This is a genomic window from Campylobacter concisus (genome assembly GCF_002092855.1).
GTDB classification, from domain to species: Bacteria; Campylobacterota; Campylobacteria; order Campylobacterales; family Campylobacteraceae; genus Campylobacter_A; species Campylobacter_A concisus_AI.
Genome location: NZ_LVLC01000031.1, coordinates 1 through 18,655, shown reverse-complemented (window position 1 = coordinate 18,655; position 18,655 = coordinate 1). Strand labels below are relative to the sequence as shown.

The window sequence follows — 18,655 nt, the reverse complement described above, 5'->3', positions numbered from 1 at the left end:
GTGGCAAAGCAAAGAGTTAACGAGATAGAATTTACCAACCTTTACGACATTGATATGGAGCGAGCTATACTAAGCTCCATTTTGCAAAACAACGATATTTTAGGTGAAATTTTTGATATTGTTAAGGCAAAGGATTTTTATCTAAAAGGGCATTCGCAAATATATGATGCAATGGTAGCATGCCTAAATAGCGATGATCCCATAACTATGCCATTTTTAAAAAATAGACTTGGCGAAAAATACGACGAAGAGCTAATACTAGATATTTTGGGCACAAATTCCCTAATAGACATTCAAAAATACGCAAACGAACTAAGAGAAAAATCTATAAAACGAAGTCTTGTAAAGATCGCTCACAATATACCAAGCAAAGTAAATGAAGATAAGCCAAGCCGCGATATGGTCGATGATCTTAGTCAGGAATTTTACTCTTTGATAGAAGGTGGAAGCACTGGAGTTATAAAAGAAGGCAAAGAGATCATCATGAAAATGATGGATCATATTAATGCTCAGGCCTTGCTTGGCGAAAAAGATATAGTTGGACTTGATACTGGATTTAAAAAGCTAAATGAGATGATAAAGGGCTTTAAAAATGGTGACCTCATCATCGTCGCAGCTCGTCCAGGCATGGGAAAAACGACACTTTGTTTAAATTTTATGAGTCAGGTTCTAAAAAATAATGCTGGAGTTGTTTTTTTCTCGCTTGAGATGCCAGCTGAGCAGATAATGATGAGAATGCTAGCAAGCAAGACCTCTATTCCGCTTCAAGACATAATGACCGCAAAGATGGATGATGAAGCGTTGGCTAGATTTAGCGATGCTTGTGAAGGGTTTGCTGCTAGCAAGCTTTTTGTGCATGATAGTGGCTATGTAAATATCCATCAAGTAAGAACACAAATGCGAAAACTAAAGGCTATGCATCCTGAAATTTCACTTTGCGTGATCGACTACATCGGTCTTATGATGAGTACAAATAACTACGCTGATCGTCACGTCCAAATAGCTGAAATTTCTCGTGGATTAAAGCTTTTAGCACGTGAGCTAGATATGCCAATCATCGCTCTTTCTCAGCTAAACAGAAGCCTAGAATCTCGCGCAAATAAACGCCCTATGCTAAGCGATCTAAGAGAGTCAGGCGCGATCGAGCAAGATGCTGACATCATTCTTTTTGTCTATAGAGATGAGTTTTATCTAGAACAAGAAGAAAAAGAGAAAGAAAAACGCGCAAGTGCCGAGGGCAAAGAGTACAAGAGCAATCACGTCTTTAATAAGCTTCAAGAAAAGGCCGAGATCATCGTTGGCAAAAACAGAAATGGTGAAACTGGCTCAGTTGATGTACTCTTTCAAAAGCAACACTCAAGGTTTGAAGATATGTCTGCAATGCCAGTATCTGATGTTTCATTTGAAGGCTGATGCGTTTTAAAGCTTTAAAAAATAGAGAAATTTTTACTATATTTTGCCTGTTTTGCCTTTGTATTTTTTCTATAAATTTGGCTATTAGCTACCATAAATATCAAATTTTTATGGACAAAGGCGAACAAGAGCTAACAGCAACCGTGATTTCTAGCTACGAAAAGCTTGGAGATGACGGCAAGAAAAGGCAAATTTTAAAGCTTAAAACTGATGAGTTTTCATTTTATACGCTTGGAGCTAAAACAGATGACTTTAAAGCTGGAGATAATATATTTCTAAGCGTCATAAATTTAGACGTTAGTTTTAAAGACTATCTTGCTTCCTCCTTTTACATGCCTAGCTTTTCACGCGAAAAACTGCCACAAAAAGCCACGCAAAATATCAACCAAAAATTACAATCACTAATCTACGCCCAGCATGAAAATAGTAAAATTTCACAGCTCTACTCGGCTCTATTTTTAGGCACAAGTATTGACGGCAAGCTAAGAGATGACGTCTCGCACCTTGGTATAGCGCATCTTATAGCCATAAGTGGCTATCATTTAGGTTTTATAAGCGCAGTTATATTTTTTGTATTTAGGCCGCTTTTAAAATTTTTATATGCGAGGTTTTTACCTTTTAGAAACTACAACTTTGATCTAGCTATTATCGTTTTTATAGTCTTGTCATTTTACTTTTTTATAATAGGCTTTATACCAAGCTTTTTGCGAGCGTTCTTAATGAGCATTTTAGGATTTTATTGCACGTTAAAAGGCGTCAAAATTTTAAACTTCAAAACACTTTTTATAGTGGCACTTGTTAGCATATCGCTCTTTCCGCAGCTACTTTTTAGTGTAGGTTTTTACTTTTCACTTATGGGCGTTTTTTACATATTTTTATATTTTAAACACCTAAAAGATAAATTTTCACCTTTCGTTCATCTTATACTTTTAAATTTATATGTTTGCTTTGCAATGGAAATTTGCGTGCTTTATTTCTTTCCGCTCATTAGCTTACAGCAGCTTAGCGTCCTTGCTATCAACTACATCTTTAGCATTTTTTATCCATTAAGTGCCGCACTTCATATCGCTTCGTATGGCGACATCTTTGATGGATTGCTAAATAATGTTTTAAATTTTAGGCTAAGCTCGACTAAAATTTTTGTGCCAGCCATTATTTTTATCATTTATAATATCGCTTCACTTCTAGCTATAAAATTTAGATCCATATTCTACATTTTACCGTTGCTTGGGCTTTTATGCTTTTTCGTTGCTAGCTATAAAATTTACGCCTAAGCGATTTTCATACCATAAAATTTCATTATCTTGTTGTGAACTATCAAAGATATATACATTATAACAGCGCCTAAAATTAGCCTAGTTAGGTCTGTGTCCTTTTGCCAAAAGACCAAATTTACAATGATAGCAGCTGGAATGAGAGCGTTATTCATGATAGCAAGCACGCCGCTATCAACTTCGCAAGCACCTTTGTTCCACATAAAATATCCAACTCCACTAGCGACTATGCCAAGCCAGAGAAGCACTAAAATTTGTGTTGAAGTAAGTGAAAATTTGGCTGGATTGCCAAGGGTAAGAAGCGCAACGACAGCTACAAAAAATGCCCCAAAGTGAAAGTAGCCAAAGACATTTTTTTGATCCACGTTAAATTTTTCTAAAAGTGCCTTATATGCACTCTGCCCTGATCCAAAGCAGATATTTGCCGCTTGCACTAGTAAAAAGCCCTTTAATACACCATCGTTTATAGCGCCGTATTTTATAACCAAAGCTCCAAAAACCGCAACGCCAACGCTAAATAGATAAAGTGGTCTAAATTTAAAGCTAAATGCGTCGTAGATGAGCGTCACATAAAACGGCGTAAAAATGGTAAAAAGTGCTACTTCTGGCACACTTAGATACAAAAATGAATTGTAATAAAATAGATACATAAGCCCTATTTGCACCGCTCCAATCGCCATGATGCCAAATGCTAGCTTTGGATTAATGCCACGAAATTTTGTAAATGGTAAAAAGACTAAGCTCGCAAGCGCAACCCGAATAAAAACAGCTAAATAGCTATCAACCTTGCCAGCTAAAAACTCACCTATCAAACTAAAGCTAAACGCCCACAAAATGGTTACAAAGATCAGTTTATTCAATTATCACCTCATTTATTTTTCTTGCACATTCGAAAAAATACTCAAGTTTATTTAGCTCAAGTAAATCGCCATCAAGTATGAAATTTGCCCTATCGCTAAAATTTTTCTCACTCACAAACAAAAATTCTTCATATTTTATCTCGCCATTAAGATAGCCATTTAGCAGATCAATAAAATCACTATCAAGCTTATCTTGCTTCAAATCTTGCAAATTTAACTTTGCATTTAAGCCTTTGATTGTGCTTTCTAGCTCTTTTAGGCGAGTGATTATCCTATTTTCTTCATCGCTTAGATTAAGTGCTGCCTTTTGCTCTTCAATGCGCTTAACTTGACTTTGTTTGCTAAGACTTAAGCTATCAGGCAGCTTCCACTCAAATTCCACTCTAGGCTTGTTCGCATCAGCGTAAGCGCCTATCATCTGCGAAGTCGTCCTCTCACCTTTTTTAAAGCTGTTATTATTCACACTTTGCGTATCTTTTAAGTAAATTTTTGGAGCAAATTTGCTCTTTTGCTTCTCATTTTCTTGCTCTTTTATAAATTTTTCTTGCTCCATTGCCCCAAGTTTTGCGCTTATATCATCTTTGCTAAAATCTGGCATCATTATCTTTGAGCCAGCGTTAAAGCCGATCTCGCCGTTTGAGAGCAAATTTATCCTTGAGTTTAGCTCGGCTAGCTTAAGCCCAAGCTCGTCAAGCTCAGCTCTTTTTTTATTTAACATGAAATTTATCGCATCAAATTCACTCTTGTCGATCTCGCCATACTCAAACCAAAACTCATTTTCAGCCGCAGCCTTAGCAAAGCTATCTACAAATTTTGTCTCTAAATTTATAAGAGAATTTAGTGCAACAGCATTGAAATAGACCTTTGCGACCTGAAAAGCAGTGAGATTCATCAGCTCTTCATCTTTGTAAATTTTCTCCACGCCCTTGTGGTCTAAAATTTTATCAGCAGCCTCGCTCGCTCCGCCATCAAAGATAAGATACTCAACCTTTGCCGTGATCGAGCCTGCCTTTGTCATATATCCGCCCTTTATCTCATCAGGCACAAAGGTATATCTGCCATCAAGGGATAAATTTAGCTTTTTACTTTTGTTTTTATTTATATATTCATTTTTATTAAATTCTTTCAAACTCTCAAGCCTTGCACTTTGCGCTAGAGCGATGATCTCTAGTAAATTTCCAGCCCAAAGAGGCAAAGCAAAGAGCAAAACAGCTAAAATTTTCTTCAAATTCTCTCCCTTTCATAAAATTTTCTTATAAATTTATCAAGATTATAGACCCACGCAAAAAGCACTGGCACGACAAGCAAACTTAGCAAGGTCGAGCTAATGAGCCCAAAGATGATACTTATAGCCATAGGTGAGTTTGCCTCAAAGCCAGCACCCCTGCTAAGTGCCAGCGGAAGCATAGCAAATATCATCGCAAAAGTGGTCATTAAAACAGCCCTTAAGCGCTTCTTAGCAGCCATTTTTACAGCTTCGTTTGCCTCTATGCCACTATTTGCAAAGTGGTTTGCAAAATCAACCACCAAAATGGCGTTTTTACCGACCATGCCAAAGAGCAAGATGACGCCAACCATGACAAATAGGCTAAAAGGATTGCCACTTATAAACAGCCCTATCACGACGCCACAAAAGGCAAGCGGCATGGCAAGCATGATGAGAAATGGCAGCAAAAAGCTCTCATAAAGTGCAGCTAGCACCATGTAAATAAGCACCGCACTCGCACTCACCGTAAAGATAAACGAAGCATTTGTATCGTCCATGAGCTCCACAAATCCAAGAAATTTATACTTGAAATTTGCAGGCAAAATTTCATCAAGCTTCTTTGAAATTTCATTTGCCACGCTATTTAGCGGAGCGTTGTTTTTGGTATTTGCTAAAAATTTTATCTCATCAGCTCTATTAAATCTCGAAATACTAGCTGGCTTTTGCTCAAAACTAATCGTCGCCACATCGCCAAGTGTGACAAAAAAGCCCTCTTTGCTTCTTATCTTGGTCTTTAAGATATCATTTGTATCGCCTCTAAATTTATCATCAAGACGCATATAAAGCTCATACTCTTTGCCATTTTCGTTTTCAAAAACAGAGACCTCATTCTCGCTAAATGCGCTATAAACGGCACTTGCAACGCTGGCTTTGTCTAAATTTAGCCTCTTAGCCTTATCTTCATCTATAGAGATTTGCACGCGTTTTAGCAGATCTTCTTCGGGCGAATTTACGTCCGTTGTGTCATTTATCTCTTTTAGCATCTTGCTGATCTTTGGCACAAATTTCTCTAGATCTTTGCCATTTTCAGAGGTGATAGTAAGCTTAACTGGCTGCACATCGCCACCTTCAACCACTGGCAAATCAGCTACGATTACGCTCATATCATCGCTCTTTAGTCTGTCACGAAAACTTTGCATGATAGCGTTTTGCCGCTCGTGATTAGCTCTATCTTTTAGCTCCTTTAGTCTAACGTAAGCCTTTACAAGATAAGGCTGCTTGGCATCTGTGTAGCCAAGGATGAAGTAGGCGTAAGCTACCTGAGGATCGGCATTTATGAGTGAAATTTTATCTTTTAGCTTCTCTTTGCTAGCTTGCAGGCTAAGTGAGGGATCGAGCTTAAAGTAGATGTTAAACTCCGAGTTATCCTCGCTTGGCATGAAGTCGCCTCCTACAAATTTAGCCAGAGCAAATGAGCAAACAACGACCGCAAGCGTTATAGCTAAAAATATGAGCTTAAATTTAAGAGCTAAAGCTAAAATTTTCTCATAGCCATTTTCAAGCGCTTCAAAAAATGGCTCACTTTTTAGAAAAAAGCTGCTTTGTTTGGCATTTACAAACCTAGCACTTAGCGTTGGCACAAGAAAGATGCTCACAAAAAACGAGATGACGATGCCAGCTGCCACGCTCATCGCAAATGAGTTAAAGTATTTGCCAACGATACCACTCATAAAGGCTATTGGCACAAAGACGCAAAGCAGCACGAGCGAGATCGCAAAGACACTAAATGCTATCTCTTTTATGCCTGCAAAGCTTGCTTTTAGGGCATTTGGCTCATCTTTTAGCTTGCTTGCGATATTTTCAGTGACAACTATCGCATCGTCGATGAAAATTCCGATGCCAAGGGTCAGCGCTATGAGGCTTAGGCGGTTTATATCGTAGCCTAGGGCATTTATGATGAAAAATGTCGCTACGATGCTAGTTGGTATCGCTACGACTGAGATGATGGTGATCGAGAAATTTCTTAAAAATAGATATACGATCACGATGGTTAGCAAGACACCAAGGATCATATCAAAGGCGGTTTGATCGATGTGCTTTTGTATCACTTCGCTCTTATCGTAGGCTATTTTTACGTCGTATTCATTGCCAAGCAGGCTTTTAAACTGATCTAGCTTTGCTTTAGCTAGAGCGATCACGGTTAGAGCGTTTGCGTCTGGAGCTAGCTCAAGGCCCAGCAAGACGCCACTTTTTTTATCCATTATCGCTGCTTCGTTTGCATCTTTGTAAGCAAGATCAACGCTTGCGATATCTTTTAAAAAGACCCCTTGCTTGATCGTTAAATTTCTTATCTCATCTATGCTTTTGGCGCTGAAATTTGACTTGATCGCCATTTGGATTTGCTCATTTTCTATCTTGCCAAGTGGTGCTTTTAAATTTTCAACCTTTATCAAATTTGCCACTTCGTTTGCACTAAGGGTGTTTTTATCAAGTTTAAATCTATCTAGCAAAATTTTCACCGCTGGCTCTAAAAAGCCATTTGTCTTAACCTTTGAGACGCCGCTAATGCGCTCTAAAAATGGCTTTGCCACATCATCTATCTCTTGCATAAGCTTAGTTTCGTTGCCATCAAGCCTCGTGATAAAGAGGCTAAAGACGGCTGAAGAGAGGCCGTTTAGCTTTTCTATCTCGTAGTTTGCGTTTAACCTTGCTTTTTGCATCTTGTCGCGGACGTCGTTTGTAGCGCTCTCTAGGTCTTTGTTTAGCTCAAATTCGATGCTTACCACGCTTAGGTTGTCAAAGCTGGTTGAGTAAAGCTTTTTTATCCCCTCGATGCTTGAGACCTCGTCCTCGATCTTTTGCGTGATCTTTGTCTTAATGTAGTTCATATCGCCGTTTGCGTAGGTCGTGATCTTAACGATTGGGATATTTACTTGCGGGTACAAATTTACATTCATCGTCTTTAGCGAGTAGATGCCAAAGACAACGAGGCTTAAAAATATCATAAGCGTAGTTATGGGGCGGTTGATGGCTGTTTTTATCATTTTCTTTTACTAACTAGCACTCTGCCTTGACCAAACATGCCAGGTTTTAGCCCGCTGTCATAAGCCTGGGCGTAAAATTTTCTAGTCTCTCGTTTGATCTCTGGATAGATGAGAGCGATTTTTACCTCTTTTTCATTGCTTGTTGCGTCAAGTTTAAATTTAAATGTATCGCCAATCTTTACCAAATCTACATATTTTTCATCGATCGCTATTAAAATTTTTGCCTCGTTTGAGTTTAAAATAAAAGCTGGACTAAGCGGCGAAGCACTCTCGCCAAGCTCGACATTTTTACTAGCTATGACGCCATCAAAAGGAGCTTTTAAAAGAGCCTTTTTAAGATGATCATCTGCGTTTAAAATGGCGATCTGGGCACTCTCTACTCTAAGAGCCGCCTCGTCAAATTTATACTTTACCTCATCAAATTCTTGCTTTGAAGTGACGTCCTTTACTTGAGTAAATTTGCTTAAAGTATTTTTTGCAAATTCACTAGCATTTTTTGCCAGCTCAAGATCATTTTTTGCCTTTTTAAGAGCGATTTCTAAGCTGCTTTGATCAAGAATAGCTAAAGCGTCGCCCTTTTTAACATGGCTTGATACATCTACAAAAATTTTATCCACCTTGCCACTACCCTCAAATGCAAGCTTTGAGCTTTGCTTAGCATAGACTTCAAAATCAGCAAAAATTTCTTCACTAGCAAATGAAAAAATGCCAAATATCATCAAAATTATCAGCTTTTTCAATCTCTAATCCTCTCTAAAATCAGCTCACCATTTTCAAAAAAGAACTCCGCTTTTTTGATCTCAAGCTCATCTTTTGCACTCTCAAAAAGGCTAATGGCATCAAATTTTTGAGAAAGTGCTTCAAGCAAATCGCTATATCCCAAAAGCCCAGAGTTATACTTCTCATAGCTAGCTTTTAATGCCAAATCACTTGCTCTTACATATTCGTTTAGTGAAGCGATTTTTGAAGTAAGTACCACGATTTCACTTTGCAAATTTTTAAGCTTTGTCTCGTTTTCACGCCTTTTATACTCTAAATTTAGCCTTGCCTCATCAAGCGCGATCTTTTGTGCCTGACTCATCTTGCTAGTGGCGAAAAAATCAAAAATTTTCCATTTAAAAGCGATACCAAATTTATTGCCGTGTGTATCTTCTTTTAGATATTTATCCACGTATGAGCGGTAAGAACTAAATCTGCCTAGATCGATATCGTAATTATTTTTATAAAATCCATATGTGTCATAGAGCATTATTTGAGGCAAAAAACCAGCTCTTGTCTCGCTAAGCTTGGCCTCGCCTAAAAATATATCTTGGCTTAGTCTATCAAGCTCAGCATTCTTTGAAGCTAAATTTGAGCTAATATCAGCCATCTTTGCTCCAGCTACTGGCAAAATTTTCTCACCAGTTAGCAAATTTATCTCATTTAAGATTTGCTCCATTTTGTTTTTGTACTCAAGCTGTATGCTATTTGCTAGGTGATATTTTGCCCGCACATTCTCAAGCTCATCTTTCGCGGCAAGGCCTGCAATGTTTGCCTTTTCAAGCTTGTCTAAAACGCCTTTTAAGAAATTTGCCTGAGCCTGTTTGGCCGTGATTATATTTTCAAGTGCAGCTGCGTTAAAGTATAAATTTACGGCCTTAAGTGCAAGGTAGTTTTTAGCTTCATCACTTGCTATGGCGGCTTTGTTTTTTAAAAGCTGGCTCATCTTTAGCCTAGCCTCTCTAGCTCCGCCATCATATAGTAAAAAATCAATTCTAGCGAGCACGCCGGCTGACTCTTTGGCAACTATGCTTGGAAAAGTGCTTGCATTTTTGCCATATGAGCCCTCTAAGCTAAGGCTTGGCAAGTAGGCGCTTGATGTCGCTTCGTCATTTAAATTTGCTCTTTTTAGCTCAAGCTCTTTGATCTTTGAAATTTCGTTTTGAGTGGCCTTGTTTGCTATCTCGCTTAAATTTGATCCAAATAGCGCCAAAGGCAAAAGTGCTAATAAAATTTTTTTCATCAGTGAAAGCTCTTTACGAGGTTTCCTATTAGTAAATTCCAGCCATCAACTAGCACGAAGATGAGTAGCTTAAATGGCAGTGAGATCATGACAGGAGGTAGCATCATCATACCCATGGCCATCAGTACTGAGCTTACGACCATGTCAATGACAAGAAATGGCAAATAGAGCAAAAACGCTATTTCAAAAGATGTCTTTAGCTCACTTATCATAAAAGCTGACATTGCGATACTTAGCGGTATCTCTTCAATATTTGCTGGATTTTGTAAATTTCTAATCCTAAAGAAAAGTGCAAGGTCTTTTTCTCTTGTGTTTTTTACCATAAATTCTTTAAATGGCTTTAAGCTCTTATCAAGCATCTCTTCATAGCCTATCTGCTCAGCTATATAAGGCTTTATGCCATCGTTATAGCTCTTTTGCCCAACTGGCTCCATAATAAAAAATGTAAGAACCATCGCAAGCGAGATGAGCACCGTTGAAGGAGGCACTTGTTGCGTACCCATCGCTTGGCGTAAAAATGAAAATACGATAACAAGCCTTAAAAAACTTGTCATCATAAAAATGAGCGAAGGAGCAAGTGCAAGTGCAGTGAGAATTAGTAAAACGTTTAGAGAATTTACAAGTTGCTCGGCATTTGTTGGAGAATTTAGACTTAAATTTATAGTTGGTAACGCAGGATCAGCCCCAAAAACCGTGCAAAGTAAAACCGCTAAAGCAAGCAGTGCTTTCACGACTAATTCCTCATATCAAGGATACTTTTCTTAGTAGCCTCTTTATTTTTTGGCTCAAGCGATATGAAGTGAATTTCTACTCTATTATTCTTAGCTCTGCCATCTTCTGTGCTGTTACTAGCGATCGGATCAAACGAAGCTTTGCCAGAAGCTATTATTCTATTTTGTGGTACGCCATCGTTAATTAGCTCTTCAACCACGCTTAAAGCCCTTGCAGTTGAGAGCTGCCAGTTATTTTTATAAGCTGAGTCTTTGCTTGGTTCTATATTATCTGTATGGCCGATGATATCGGCTTTTACATCATTAGGCATTTTCGCCACAATCATGCCTATTCGTTTTAAAAATAGCTTCGCATCTTCGCCAGAAATTTCAGCACTATCTTTATCAAAAAGCATAGCCGCTGGAAGCCTTACGATAAAGCCATCTTCGCTCTCTTCCATAGTGATCTCAGGTGCCCCGCTAGCAGCTAGCAGCTCATTTATCTTTTTAACGTTCATATTTAGCTCACTTTGTGAGCCCTTTTGCTTGCTTATCTTTTTTGCACGAGTATTTTCTGGATCTGTCTCTTTTTCTATTTGATTTTCAGGTCTAGCACCACCTTCAAGCACACTCAAAGCACCAGCTAGTGAGCCAACAGCGGCCTCCATCTTTTTAGCATCCATTGTCGCCATAGAAAGCAATAAAACGAAAAAACAAAGCAAAAGTGACATAAGGTCACCAAAAGCAGCTAGCCACTCAGGCATACATTTTGGACACTCTTCTGGTTTTATTAACTTACCCATTATTCAAACTGACTTTTTCTATCTTTTGGTGGTAAAAATGCTAAGAGTTTAGCTTCAAGCGTTCTTGGATTATCACCTGCTTGTATCGACATGATTCCCTCAAGTACGACTTGTTTTTCAAGTGCTTCATCGGCATCGCGAATAGAGAGGATGTTTGCCACAGGCGCACCTATGATGTTACCTATCATCGCACCATAAAGTGTCGTAAGCAAGGCAACCGCCATTGATGGGCCGATCGCACTAGGATCTGACATGTTAAGAAGCATCGCAACAAGACCGATTAGCGTTCCGATCATACCCATCGCACCAGCAAAACCGCCGACTTGCTCAAAAATTTTAATATTATTTGAATGTCTTGTGCTAGTTTGATCGATATCGATCTCCAAAAGTGCTCTGATCGCATCTGGCTCATTGCCATCGACCGCCATTGACAGGCCTCTTTTTAAAAACTGATTTGTCTCATTATTTACTTCACTTTCGAGCGATAAGATACCATCACGTCTAGCTTTGGTTGAATAATCAACTATTTTTTTTATAGTCTCAGGCAAATTTACTACGACTGATGGCTTAACAGCAATGCCATAAAATTTACCAATTCCTTTAAGCGTCTCCATCTTGAAGCCAACCATCATAACGCCGATAGTACCACCAAAAACGATCATCACAGAAGGAATATCGATGTATGGTCCTATACCAACGCCTATCGCCATTGATCCAAACAAAAGCACTAGGGTCAAAACCCAGCCGACGACGGTTCCTAAATCCATTTAAGCTCACTTTATTTATAAATTCTTAAGAATTGCTATTTTATTAGCTTTTTGTTGAAACAATCGTTAAATTAAAAAAAATGTTTGGCATTTTTTGCTACAATCTGCGAAATTTTTAACGTTAAAAGGCTTAAAAATGAACAATACTTCAATCATAATTTTAGCGGCTGGTCTTGGCACCAGAATGAAATCAAAACGTCCAAAAGTCCTATTTGAACTTTGCGGTGAGCCAATGATCATTCACATCTTAAAGCAAGCTTATGCGATCACAAATGACGTTAGCGTCGTGCTTCACTACGAAAAAGAGTTAATTAGCAAAAAGATAAAAGAAATTTTCCCTCAAACTAAAATTTTTGAGCAAGATCATACAAATTTCCCAGGCACTGCTGGAGCGATAAAAAGCGTAAATTTAAGCGGCGAAAAGGTGCTTGTAACTTGTGGCGATATGCCTCTTGTAAAATCAACAGATCTAATGCGTCTAGCAAATGCCGAAGCTGACGTGGTTATGAGCTCTTTTGAAGCAGCAAATCCTTTTGGCTACGGCAGAGTCATCATAAAAAACGGCAAAGTTGAAGGCATCGTCGAGCAAAAAGATGCTAGTGAAGCGCAACTTGCGATAAAAAGCGTAAATGCTGGCTGCTACTGCTTTAAACGCGAGGCTTTAGAGCAAATTTTACCACTCATAAGCAACCAAAACGCGCAAAAAGAGTACTACCTAACGGACGCCATAAAAATAGCAAATGAAAAGAGCTTAAAGTGCGTTGCAGTAAATGTTAATGAGCAAAATTTCATGGGCATAAATGATAAATTTCAGCTTAGCATCGCTGAAAAGATCATGCAAGATGAGATCAAGCAAAATTTGATGAAAGCTGGCGTCTTGATGCGCATGCCTGAGAGCATTTTCATAGACAGCAGAGCTAAATTTGAAGGCGAGTGCGTGCTAGAAGAAAACGTAAGTATCCTTGGCGAGTGCGTCATTTCTGAGAGCATCATCAAAAGCTCATCAGTGATCGAAAGTAGCGTCATCAAAAACTCAGACATCGGTCCACTAGCTCACATCAGGCCAAATTCTGAAATTTCTGACACACACATAGGAAATTTCGTCGAAGTTAAAAAAGGCGTTCTTAACGGCATAAAAGCTGGACATTTGAGCTATCTTGGCGACTGCGAGATAGAAAGTGGCACAAATATCGGATGTGGCACGATCACATGCAACTACGATGGCAAAGCAAAATACAAAACAAAGATCGGTAAAAACGTCTTTGTTGGCTCAGATACGCAGCTAGTTGCCCCTGTAAATATCGCTGATAATGTCATCATCGCAGCAGGAAGCACCATCACAAAAGACGTTGAGAGTGGCGCTCTAGCTATCAGCAGAGGTCGTCAAGAAAATAAAATCGGCTTTTTTGAGAAATTCTTTGGCAAAGACGATGTTAAAAAATAAGAAGATTTTACTAGCCGTTTGCGGTAGTATCGCCTTTTATAAGGCATTTGAAATTTTATCGCTGCTTAAAAAGCAAGGCGCTGATGTTTATGTGGCTTTAAGCGACGGAGCGCTTGAATTTTGCAGTGTAAGCGGCTTTGAAGCGCTAAGCGAGCATAAAATTTTAAGCTCACAAACGCAAAACTGGCAAGATGGCGTAAATCACATAGCCTACTCTAAAATGGATCTAGTTCTAATCGCTCCAGCCTCTGTAAATACGATAAATAAGCTAATAGCTGGCATCTGTGACAATGTCTTTATGCAAACGCTAATCGCCGCCTCGCACGTACCTTTGGTTGTCGCACTAGCTGCAAATAACAATATGATCGAGCACTTCGCGACGCAAAACTCACTTAAAATTTTAAAGAAAAACGGCGCTTTAGTGGTTGAGCCAGTTCTTAAAACTCTAGCTTGCGGTGACGTTGGCAAGGGCGGTCTTGCAAGCCCTGAAGTGATAGTAGAAGCTGCCATTAAAAGGCTTAGTAAGCCACTTTTTGCAGGTAAAAAAGTAGTGATCACTGGTGGCGCAACGACTGAAAAGATAGATGATGTTAGAGCCATTACAAATTTCTCAAGTGGCAAGATGGCAAGAGCCTTGGCTAGAGCCTTTTTCTACGCAGGTGCGGAGGTAAAACTGCTTGCTAGCTTTGAAACTAGTAACGAGCCGTTTGAGTGCCTTAAATTTAGCTCAAGCAGTGAGCTTTTAGAGCTTTGCAAGAGCGAGTGTGAGAGTGCAAATTTGCTTGTAATGTGTGCTGCGGTGAGTGATTTTGTACCGACAAAAATTGATGGCAAGATAAAAAAAGAGGACGTTGGCGAAAATTTAAGCTTAAGTCTAAAGAGAAATGTCGATATTTTGCAAAGCCTAAAAGAGCTTAAATGTAAAAAGATCGGCTTTAAGCTTGAAATCTCAAGTGAGAGCGCACACAAAAATGCTAGAGCAATGCTAGAGCGAAAAGAACTTGACGCAGTTTGCCTAAATATCTTGGGTGAGAAAAATGGCTTTGCAAGCGAGCAAAATGAGGTAAATTTCATCACGAAAAATAATGAAACTTTGCTACCGCTTGCCGCAAAAGACGAGATCGCAAGACATATCGTGGAGCTAGCGGCAAATTTATGATAGAGAAAATTTCTCGCATTCAAAAAATAGCAAAAAATGCAAATTCACCGTTAGTAGCTATAAATTCGTCACTCCCACTTAGTATCTTGGTGAGCCAAAAGATAGGCTTTAACAGATATATCTTAAATTTCGCAAATAGAAATTTAAACACAAAAAGCGTAAAAGAGCTAAATGTAGGCTCTAGATACTGGGGCGAGGTGCAAAGCCAGGGCGAAAATATCGTCATAAAAAATTTATACGAAAAGCCAAGAATTTTAGACGAAGATATCTTGGCTGATGGGCTAAATCTTATCGAAAATTTGATAGAAAATGAAAATTTATCGTGGTTTTATGAATATTTATTTAAAAGTTTAAGTGAAGCTAAGACAAAAGACGAGATGAAAGTGCTAGCGAAAATGCTCTTTGCTCTGCAAGAAAATGTCGTGCATATACCATTTATTTATAATGGCATAAACGGCGTTTTTCAGCTAAAAAAAGAGGGGAATGATATGAAAATTTTTTTAATATTTTCAAATTTTGCTCCACTTGTTTTTAAATTTAAAGATGAAGTTTTATACGAGATCGCGACCCCATTTAATAATGTAGCTAGCTTGTTAAAAGGTGAATTTAACGCCAACATAACAGTGCAAAATGTGAGTGCTCTTTGGAGCAAAAAAGAACAAATTATTGATATAAAAGGTTAAAGATTGAATGAATTAAACCACCTTGCTATTATCATGGATGGAAATGGACGCTGGGCTAAAAAACGTGGATTTTTGCGGACAAATGGGCACGAAGCTGGAGCAAATGTAGTAAGCGATATGTGCGAATTTTGTATCGATAATGGAGTGAAAATTTTAAGTCTTTACGCATTTAGTACTGAAAACTGGAAAAGACCGCAAAAAGAGGTCGAGTTTTTGATGAATTTGCTTAAGAAATTTCTCATTTTAAAGCGTGATGATTTTATAAAAAATGGGATCAAATTTAACACAATCGGCGATATTTCGCCATTTAGCGATGAGCTAAAAAACGAGATAGAGATCACCAAAAACGCTACAAGAGAGAATAAAAATTTATTATTAAATTTAGCGATAAACTACGGCTCAAAAGACGAGATCATCAGAGCTGCAAGAAAGCTAACTTTAGAAGGCTGCGAGATAAACGAAGCAAGCCTAAATGCAACACTTGATGAGAGTGAGCCAGTGGATCTTCTCATTAGAACTGGTGGCGAGAGCAGGCTCTCAAATTTTATGCTTTGGCAAGCAAGCTACGCAGAGCTATTTTTTACGTCCACACTTTGGCCTGACTTTAGCAAGGATGAGCTTGCAAATATCGTTAGTAAATTTAAAAACATAGAGCGAAGATTTGGCGGAGTTTAGTGAGATAATGGATAATTTAGTCATCTTTTTTGCCGCTTTTGCTTTTGTTTTGGGTATTTGCGTGGGCTCATTTTCAAATGTGCTGATATATCGCTTGCCACGAAATGAGAGCATAAATTTTCCAGCTTCTCATTGCCCAAACTGCGACCATAAGCTAAATTTTTATCACAATGTTCCAATTTTTTCGTGGATATTTTTAGGCGGCAAATGCGCCTTTTGTAAGCAAAAAATAAGCCTCATCTATCCAGCAATCGAGCTAGTTTCTGGGATACTTTTTCTGATCTGCTTTTTTAAAGAGTGCGGCGAAATTTTAAGCGTAGAAACCTTGCTTTATGCGCTATTTTTAGGGCTTTGCTTTATTATGCTGCTAGCTCTTAGCGTCATAGACATAAGATATAAAGCTGTGCCAGATCCTCTTCTTTTTGCAGCGCTATTTTTCGCATTTATCTACGCTTTGATGCTTTTTATATTTAAAGGAAATTTTGCCCAGATTTTAAATTTATTCCTTTTTGCATTTATCTTTTGGGCGCTTAGATTTGTCGTAAGCTTTGTTATAAAAAGAGAAGCGATGGGTAGTGCAGATATCTTTATAGCGGCAATCATCGGAGCTATCTTGCCAGTCAAGCTGGCTCTAGTGGCGATCTATCTTGCAGCACTTTTTACGCTTCCAGTCTATGCGGTCGTTCAAAAAAGGGGCTACGAGCTGGCTTTTGTGCCATTTTTAAGTCTTGGCTTACTTATTACATACGCTTTTAAAGAGCAAATTTTAGAAATTTTAAGGTTTATTTATGAGTAGAGTGAATAGATATCTTTTGTTTAACTTCCTAGGGACTTTTGCGTCGCTATTTAGTACGCTTTTTTTGATCATGTCGATCGTATTTTTCATCCAGATCGCGCGCATCACTTCTTACATTGAGATCAGCTTTGGTGAGCTTTTTAAACTCTACTCATTTATGCTTCCACGTGTACTACTTTTTGTCGTGCCTATAGCATTTTTTGTATCACTTGCGATGACTCTTTTTAGATTATCAAAAGAGAATGAAAGTATCGTTATTTTTACGCTTGGTGGCTCACCAAATAAGATTGCTAAATTTTTCTTAATATTTTCAGCATTTTTAAGCACTGCTCTACTTATAATCGCTACCATAATGATACCAATAGCCGCACAGCTAAATGCAAATTTTATTGATTATAAAAAGACTGTCGCAAAGCTAAATTTAAAGCCAACTCAGTTTGGACAAAAATTCTCTGACTGGATGGTCTATGTGGGCAGTGAAATGCAAGATAACAACGGTACTACCTATAAAGATATCGTAATGTTTAATCCTTACATTAAAGACTCCCAACGCTTAATCACTGCAAAAAATGCAAAGATCACTAATACAAATCAAAGCATCGAACTCTCTTTATTAGATGGAAAAATGTATGACATAAAAGATGAAATTTATCATCAAAGCAACTTCAAATCCATGAAAATAAGGACTGCACAAAGTGAAGAGATAAGCAATATAGGCAGTATAAAAGAGTACTGGACAGAGGCAAATAGTAGTGAAAAAAGAAGAAAAGACCTTAGTACATATGTGCTTGTTGCACTATTTCCACTTGCCAGTACACTTTTTGCCATAAGCTTTGGCATCGTTACTTATAGATATGAAAAGGGCATGGTTTATGTTGGTACGTTTGGCGTTTTATTTGGGTATTTTACGCTCATAATGCTCTTTTCGTCAAAGCCAGCTTTTGCGATTCCACTCATATTTCTTGTCTTTTTGTTGGCAGGAATTTTGCTTTTTAAAGCCAAGATCATGCGAAGATACTAATGAAAATCCAACTAATTTATAGCTACGATGGCTCCAAATTTCAAGGCTCGCAAACTCAACCGCATGAAAATGGCGTAGAAGATGAGCTCTCACGTGCTCTGGCTCACGTTGGAATATTTGAAAAAATAGTCTCTAGCTCACGTACAGATAAAAATGTTCATGCGATCAATCAAAGCTCAAGCGTAATTTGTGGCGATCATTTTAAAAATTTAGAGCATCTAAAAGAGCTAATCAACCGCCATGCTCATCCAAATATTCATATAAAACGTATAAATTTAGTTGATGAAAATTTTCAAGCAAGATTTGACGCAGTAGCAAGGTCTTATAGATACATTATAGATCATGGAGAATTTGACGTTTTTAGCTCAAAATATAAAGTCTTTTTGCCAAAATTTGATATCAAAAAAGCAAATGAAATTTTATCTAATTTTGTTGGTGAGCATGATTTTAGCTCCTATATGAAAACAGGAAGTGATACAAAAAGTCCAGTGCGAGAAATTTTTAAGGCATTTTGCTATGAATACAAGAACCAAACTATCATCGTTTTTAAAGCGAACGGTTTTTTGCGCGCACAAGTACGGCTTATGGTTGCAAATCTACTTAAAGCCTTGAGTATAAAAAATGGTGGTGAGCTCATCAATGCTTCACTTAACGGATGCTCTGTCCTAACTCGTATCCCGGCTCCAGCTGAAGGACTTTATCTAAATAGAGTTTTCTATAAATTTAACTAGGTATTTAAAATATTCAATAGTAAGCTTATTTAAAATATTAAATAAAGAATCCTAACCCTCCTTCAA

Annotated in this window: 17 protein-coding genes; 9 read left to right on the top strand and 8 right to left on the bottom strand. The window is 38.1% G+C overall.

The window, feature by feature from the left end:
* Positions 1–1,413 carry a replicative DNA helicase gene (locus A3223_RS09160; protein ID WP_084042153.1) on the top strand — a complete coding sequence of 471 codons (1,413 nt, stop codon included), beginning with the start codon at positions 1–3 and terminating at the stop codon, positions 1,411–1,413.
* A complete protein-coding gene (locus A3223_RS09155) occupies positions 1,413–2,687 on the top strand; it encodes a ComEC/Rec2 family competence protein (RefSeq protein WP_084110046.1) in 1,275 nt (424 codons plus the stop codon). Before A3223_RS09160 ends, A3223_RS09155 begins: the two co-directional genes overlap by 1 nt.
* On the opposite strand, the gene A3223_RS09150 is transcribed toward A3223_RS09155, so the two are convergent.
* From A3223_RS09150 to A3223_RS09115, 8 genes are read right to left on the bottom strand one after another with little or no spacing between them, the layout of a single operon-like run.
* Positions 2,684–3,547: an EamA family transporter gene (locus A3223_RS09150; protein WP_084110045.1), complete on the bottom strand. Its 864-nt coding sequence runs from the start codon at positions 3,545–3,547 to the stop codon at positions 2,684–2,686. The two genes, A3223_RS09155 and A3223_RS09150, sit on opposite strands and share 4 nt — an antisense overlap.
* Positions 3,540–4,775, bottom strand: coding sequence for a TolC family protein (locus A3223_RS09145; RefSeq protein ID WP_084110044.1), 1,236 nt, complete (start codon positions 4,773–4,775; stop codon positions 3,540–3,542). Before A3223_RS09145 ends, A3223_RS09150 begins: the two co-directional genes overlap by 8 nt.
* Positions 4,772–7,798 carry an efflux RND transporter permease subunit gene (locus tag A3223_RS09140; RefSeq protein WP_084110043.1) on the bottom strand — a complete coding sequence of 1,009 codons (3,027 nt, stop codon included), beginning with the start codon at positions 7,796–7,798 and terminating at the stop codon, positions 4,772–4,774. Before A3223_RS09140 ends, A3223_RS09145 begins: the two co-directional genes overlap by 4 nt.
* Positions 7,795–8,538, bottom strand: coding sequence for an efflux RND transporter periplasmic adaptor subunit (locus A3223_RS09135; protein ID WP_084110042.1), 744 nt, complete (start codon positions 8,536–8,538; stop codon positions 7,795–7,797). Before A3223_RS09135 ends, A3223_RS09140 begins: the two co-directional genes overlap by 4 nt.
* Entirely contained in the window at positions 8,535–9,800 is a 1,266-nt protein-coding gene (locus A3223_RS09130; protein WP_084110041.1) for a TolC family protein, read from the bottom strand. Before A3223_RS09130 ends, A3223_RS09135 begins: the two co-directional genes overlap by 4 nt.
* Positions 9,800–10,522 (bottom strand): flagellar type III secretion system pore protein FliP, encoded by a 723-nt coding sequence (fliP, locus tag A3223_RS09125; protein ID WP_374048483.1) that lies wholly within the window; start codon positions 10,520–10,522, stop codon positions 9,800–9,802. The genes A3223_RS09130 and fliP overlap by 1 nt, the downstream gene beginning before the upstream one ends.
* An 11-nt stretch (positions 10,523–10,533) precedes the next feature.
* Positions 10,534–11,313, bottom strand: a complete 780-nt coding sequence (locus tag A3223_RS09120) for an OmpA/MotB family protein (protein ID WP_035167452.1) — start codon at positions 11,311–11,313, stop codon at positions 10,534–10,536.
* A complete protein-coding gene (locus A3223_RS09115) occupies positions 11,313–12,080 on the bottom strand; it encodes a motility protein A (protein WP_021091276.1) in 768 nt (255 codons plus the stop codon). The genes A3223_RS09120 and A3223_RS09115 overlap by 1 nt, the downstream gene beginning before the upstream one ends.
* Positions 12,081–12,216: 136 nt before the next feature.
* On the opposite strand from A3223_RS09115, the gene glmU reads away from it, so the two are divergent.
* The 7 genes from glmU to truA are packed head-to-tail and all read left to right on the top strand — an operon-like array spanning position 12,217 to position 18,589.
* Positions 12,217–13,524, top strand: a complete 1,308-nt coding sequence (glmU, locus tag A3223_RS09110) for a bifunctional UDP-N-acetylglucosamine diphosphorylase/glucosamine-1-phosphate N-acetyltransferase GlmU (RefSeq protein ID WP_084110040.1) — start codon at positions 12,217–12,219, stop codon at positions 13,522–13,524.
* A complete protein-coding gene (gene coaBC / locus A3223_RS09105; protein WP_084110039.1) occupies positions 13,511–14,683 on the top strand; it encodes a bifunctional phosphopantothenoylcysteine decarboxylase/phosphopantothenate--cysteine ligase CoaBC in 1,173 nt (390 codons plus the stop codon). Before glmU ends, coaBC begins: the two co-directional genes overlap by 14 nt.
* A complete protein-coding gene (locus A3223_RS09100) occupies positions 14,680–15,366 on the top strand; it encodes a hypothetical protein (protein WP_084110038.1) in 687 nt (228 codons plus the stop codon). Before coaBC ends, A3223_RS09100 begins: the two co-directional genes overlap by 4 nt.
* 3 nt (positions 15,367–15,369) lie before the next feature.
* On the top strand, positions 15,370–16,041 hold the full coding sequence (gene uppS / locus A3223_RS09095) for a polyprenyl diphosphate synthase (RefSeq protein ID WP_084110037.1): 672 nt from the start codon (positions 15,370–15,372) through the stop codon (positions 16,039–16,041).
* Between the two features lie 7 nt (positions 16,042–16,048).
* Entirely contained in the window at positions 16,049–16,837 is a 789-nt protein-coding gene (locus A3223_RS09090) for a prepilin peptidase (RefSeq protein WP_084110098.1), read from the top strand.
* Entirely contained in the window at positions 16,830–17,858 is a 1,029-nt protein-coding gene (locus A3223_RS09085; protein WP_084110036.1) for an LptF/LptG family permease, read from the top strand. Before A3223_RS09090 ends, A3223_RS09085 begins: the two co-directional genes overlap by 8 nt.
* The gene (truA, locus tag A3223_RS09080; RefSeq protein WP_084110035.1) at positions 17,858–18,589 is read left to right on the top strand and encodes a tRNA pseudouridine(38-40) synthase TruA; all 732 of its coding nucleotides are present in this window, start codon (positions 17,858–17,860) and stop codon (positions 18,587–18,589) included. Before A3223_RS09085 ends, truA begins: the two co-directional genes overlap by 1 nt.
* Positions 18,590–18,655 lie beyond the last annotated feature (66 nt).

Bases quoted from the DNA above. Each gene is read 5' to 3' on its own strand.
- A3223_RS09155 (WP_084110046.1), top strand. From the start codon at position 1,413: ATGCGTTTTAAAGCTTTAAAAAATAGAGAAATTTTTACTATATTTTGC.
- A3223_RS09140 (WP_084110043.1), bottom strand. From the start codon at position 7,798: ATGATAAAAACAGCCATCAACCGCCCCATAACTACGCTTATGATATTT.
- A3223_RS09130 (WP_084110041.1), bottom strand. From the start codon at position 9,800: ATGAAAAAAATTTTATTAGCACTTTTGCCTTTGGCGCTATTTGGATCA.
- A3223_RS09120 (WP_035167452.1), bottom strand. From the start codon at position 11,313: ATGGGTAAGTTAATAAAACCAGAAGAGTGTCCAAAATGTATGCCTGAG.
- A3223_RS09115 (WP_021091276.1), bottom strand. From the start codon at position 12,080: ATGGATTTAGGAACCGTCGTCGGCTGGGTTTTGACCCTAGTGCTTTTG.
- glmU (WP_084110040.1), top strand. From the start codon at position 12,217: ATGAACAATACTTCAATCATAATTTTAGCGGCTGGTCTTGGCACCAGA.
- coaBC (WP_084110039.1), top strand. From the start codon at position 13,511: ATGTTAAAAAATAAGAAGATTTTACTAGCCGTTTGCGGTAGTATCGCC.
- A3223_RS09100 (WP_084110038.1), top strand. From the start codon at position 14,680: ATGATAGAGAAAATTTCTCGCATTCAAAAAATAGCAAAAAATGCAAAT.
- A3223_RS09090 (WP_084110098.1), top strand. From the start codon at position 16,049: ATGGATAATTTAGTCATCTTTTTTGCCGCTTTTGCTTTTGTTTTGGGT.
- A3223_RS09085 (WP_084110036.1), top strand. From the start codon at position 16,830: ATGAGTAGAGTGAATAGATATCTTTTGTTTAACTTCCTAGGGACTTTT.
- truA (WP_084110035.1), top strand. From the start codon at position 17,858: ATGAAAATCCAACTAATTTATAGCTACGATGGCTCCAAATTTCAAGGC.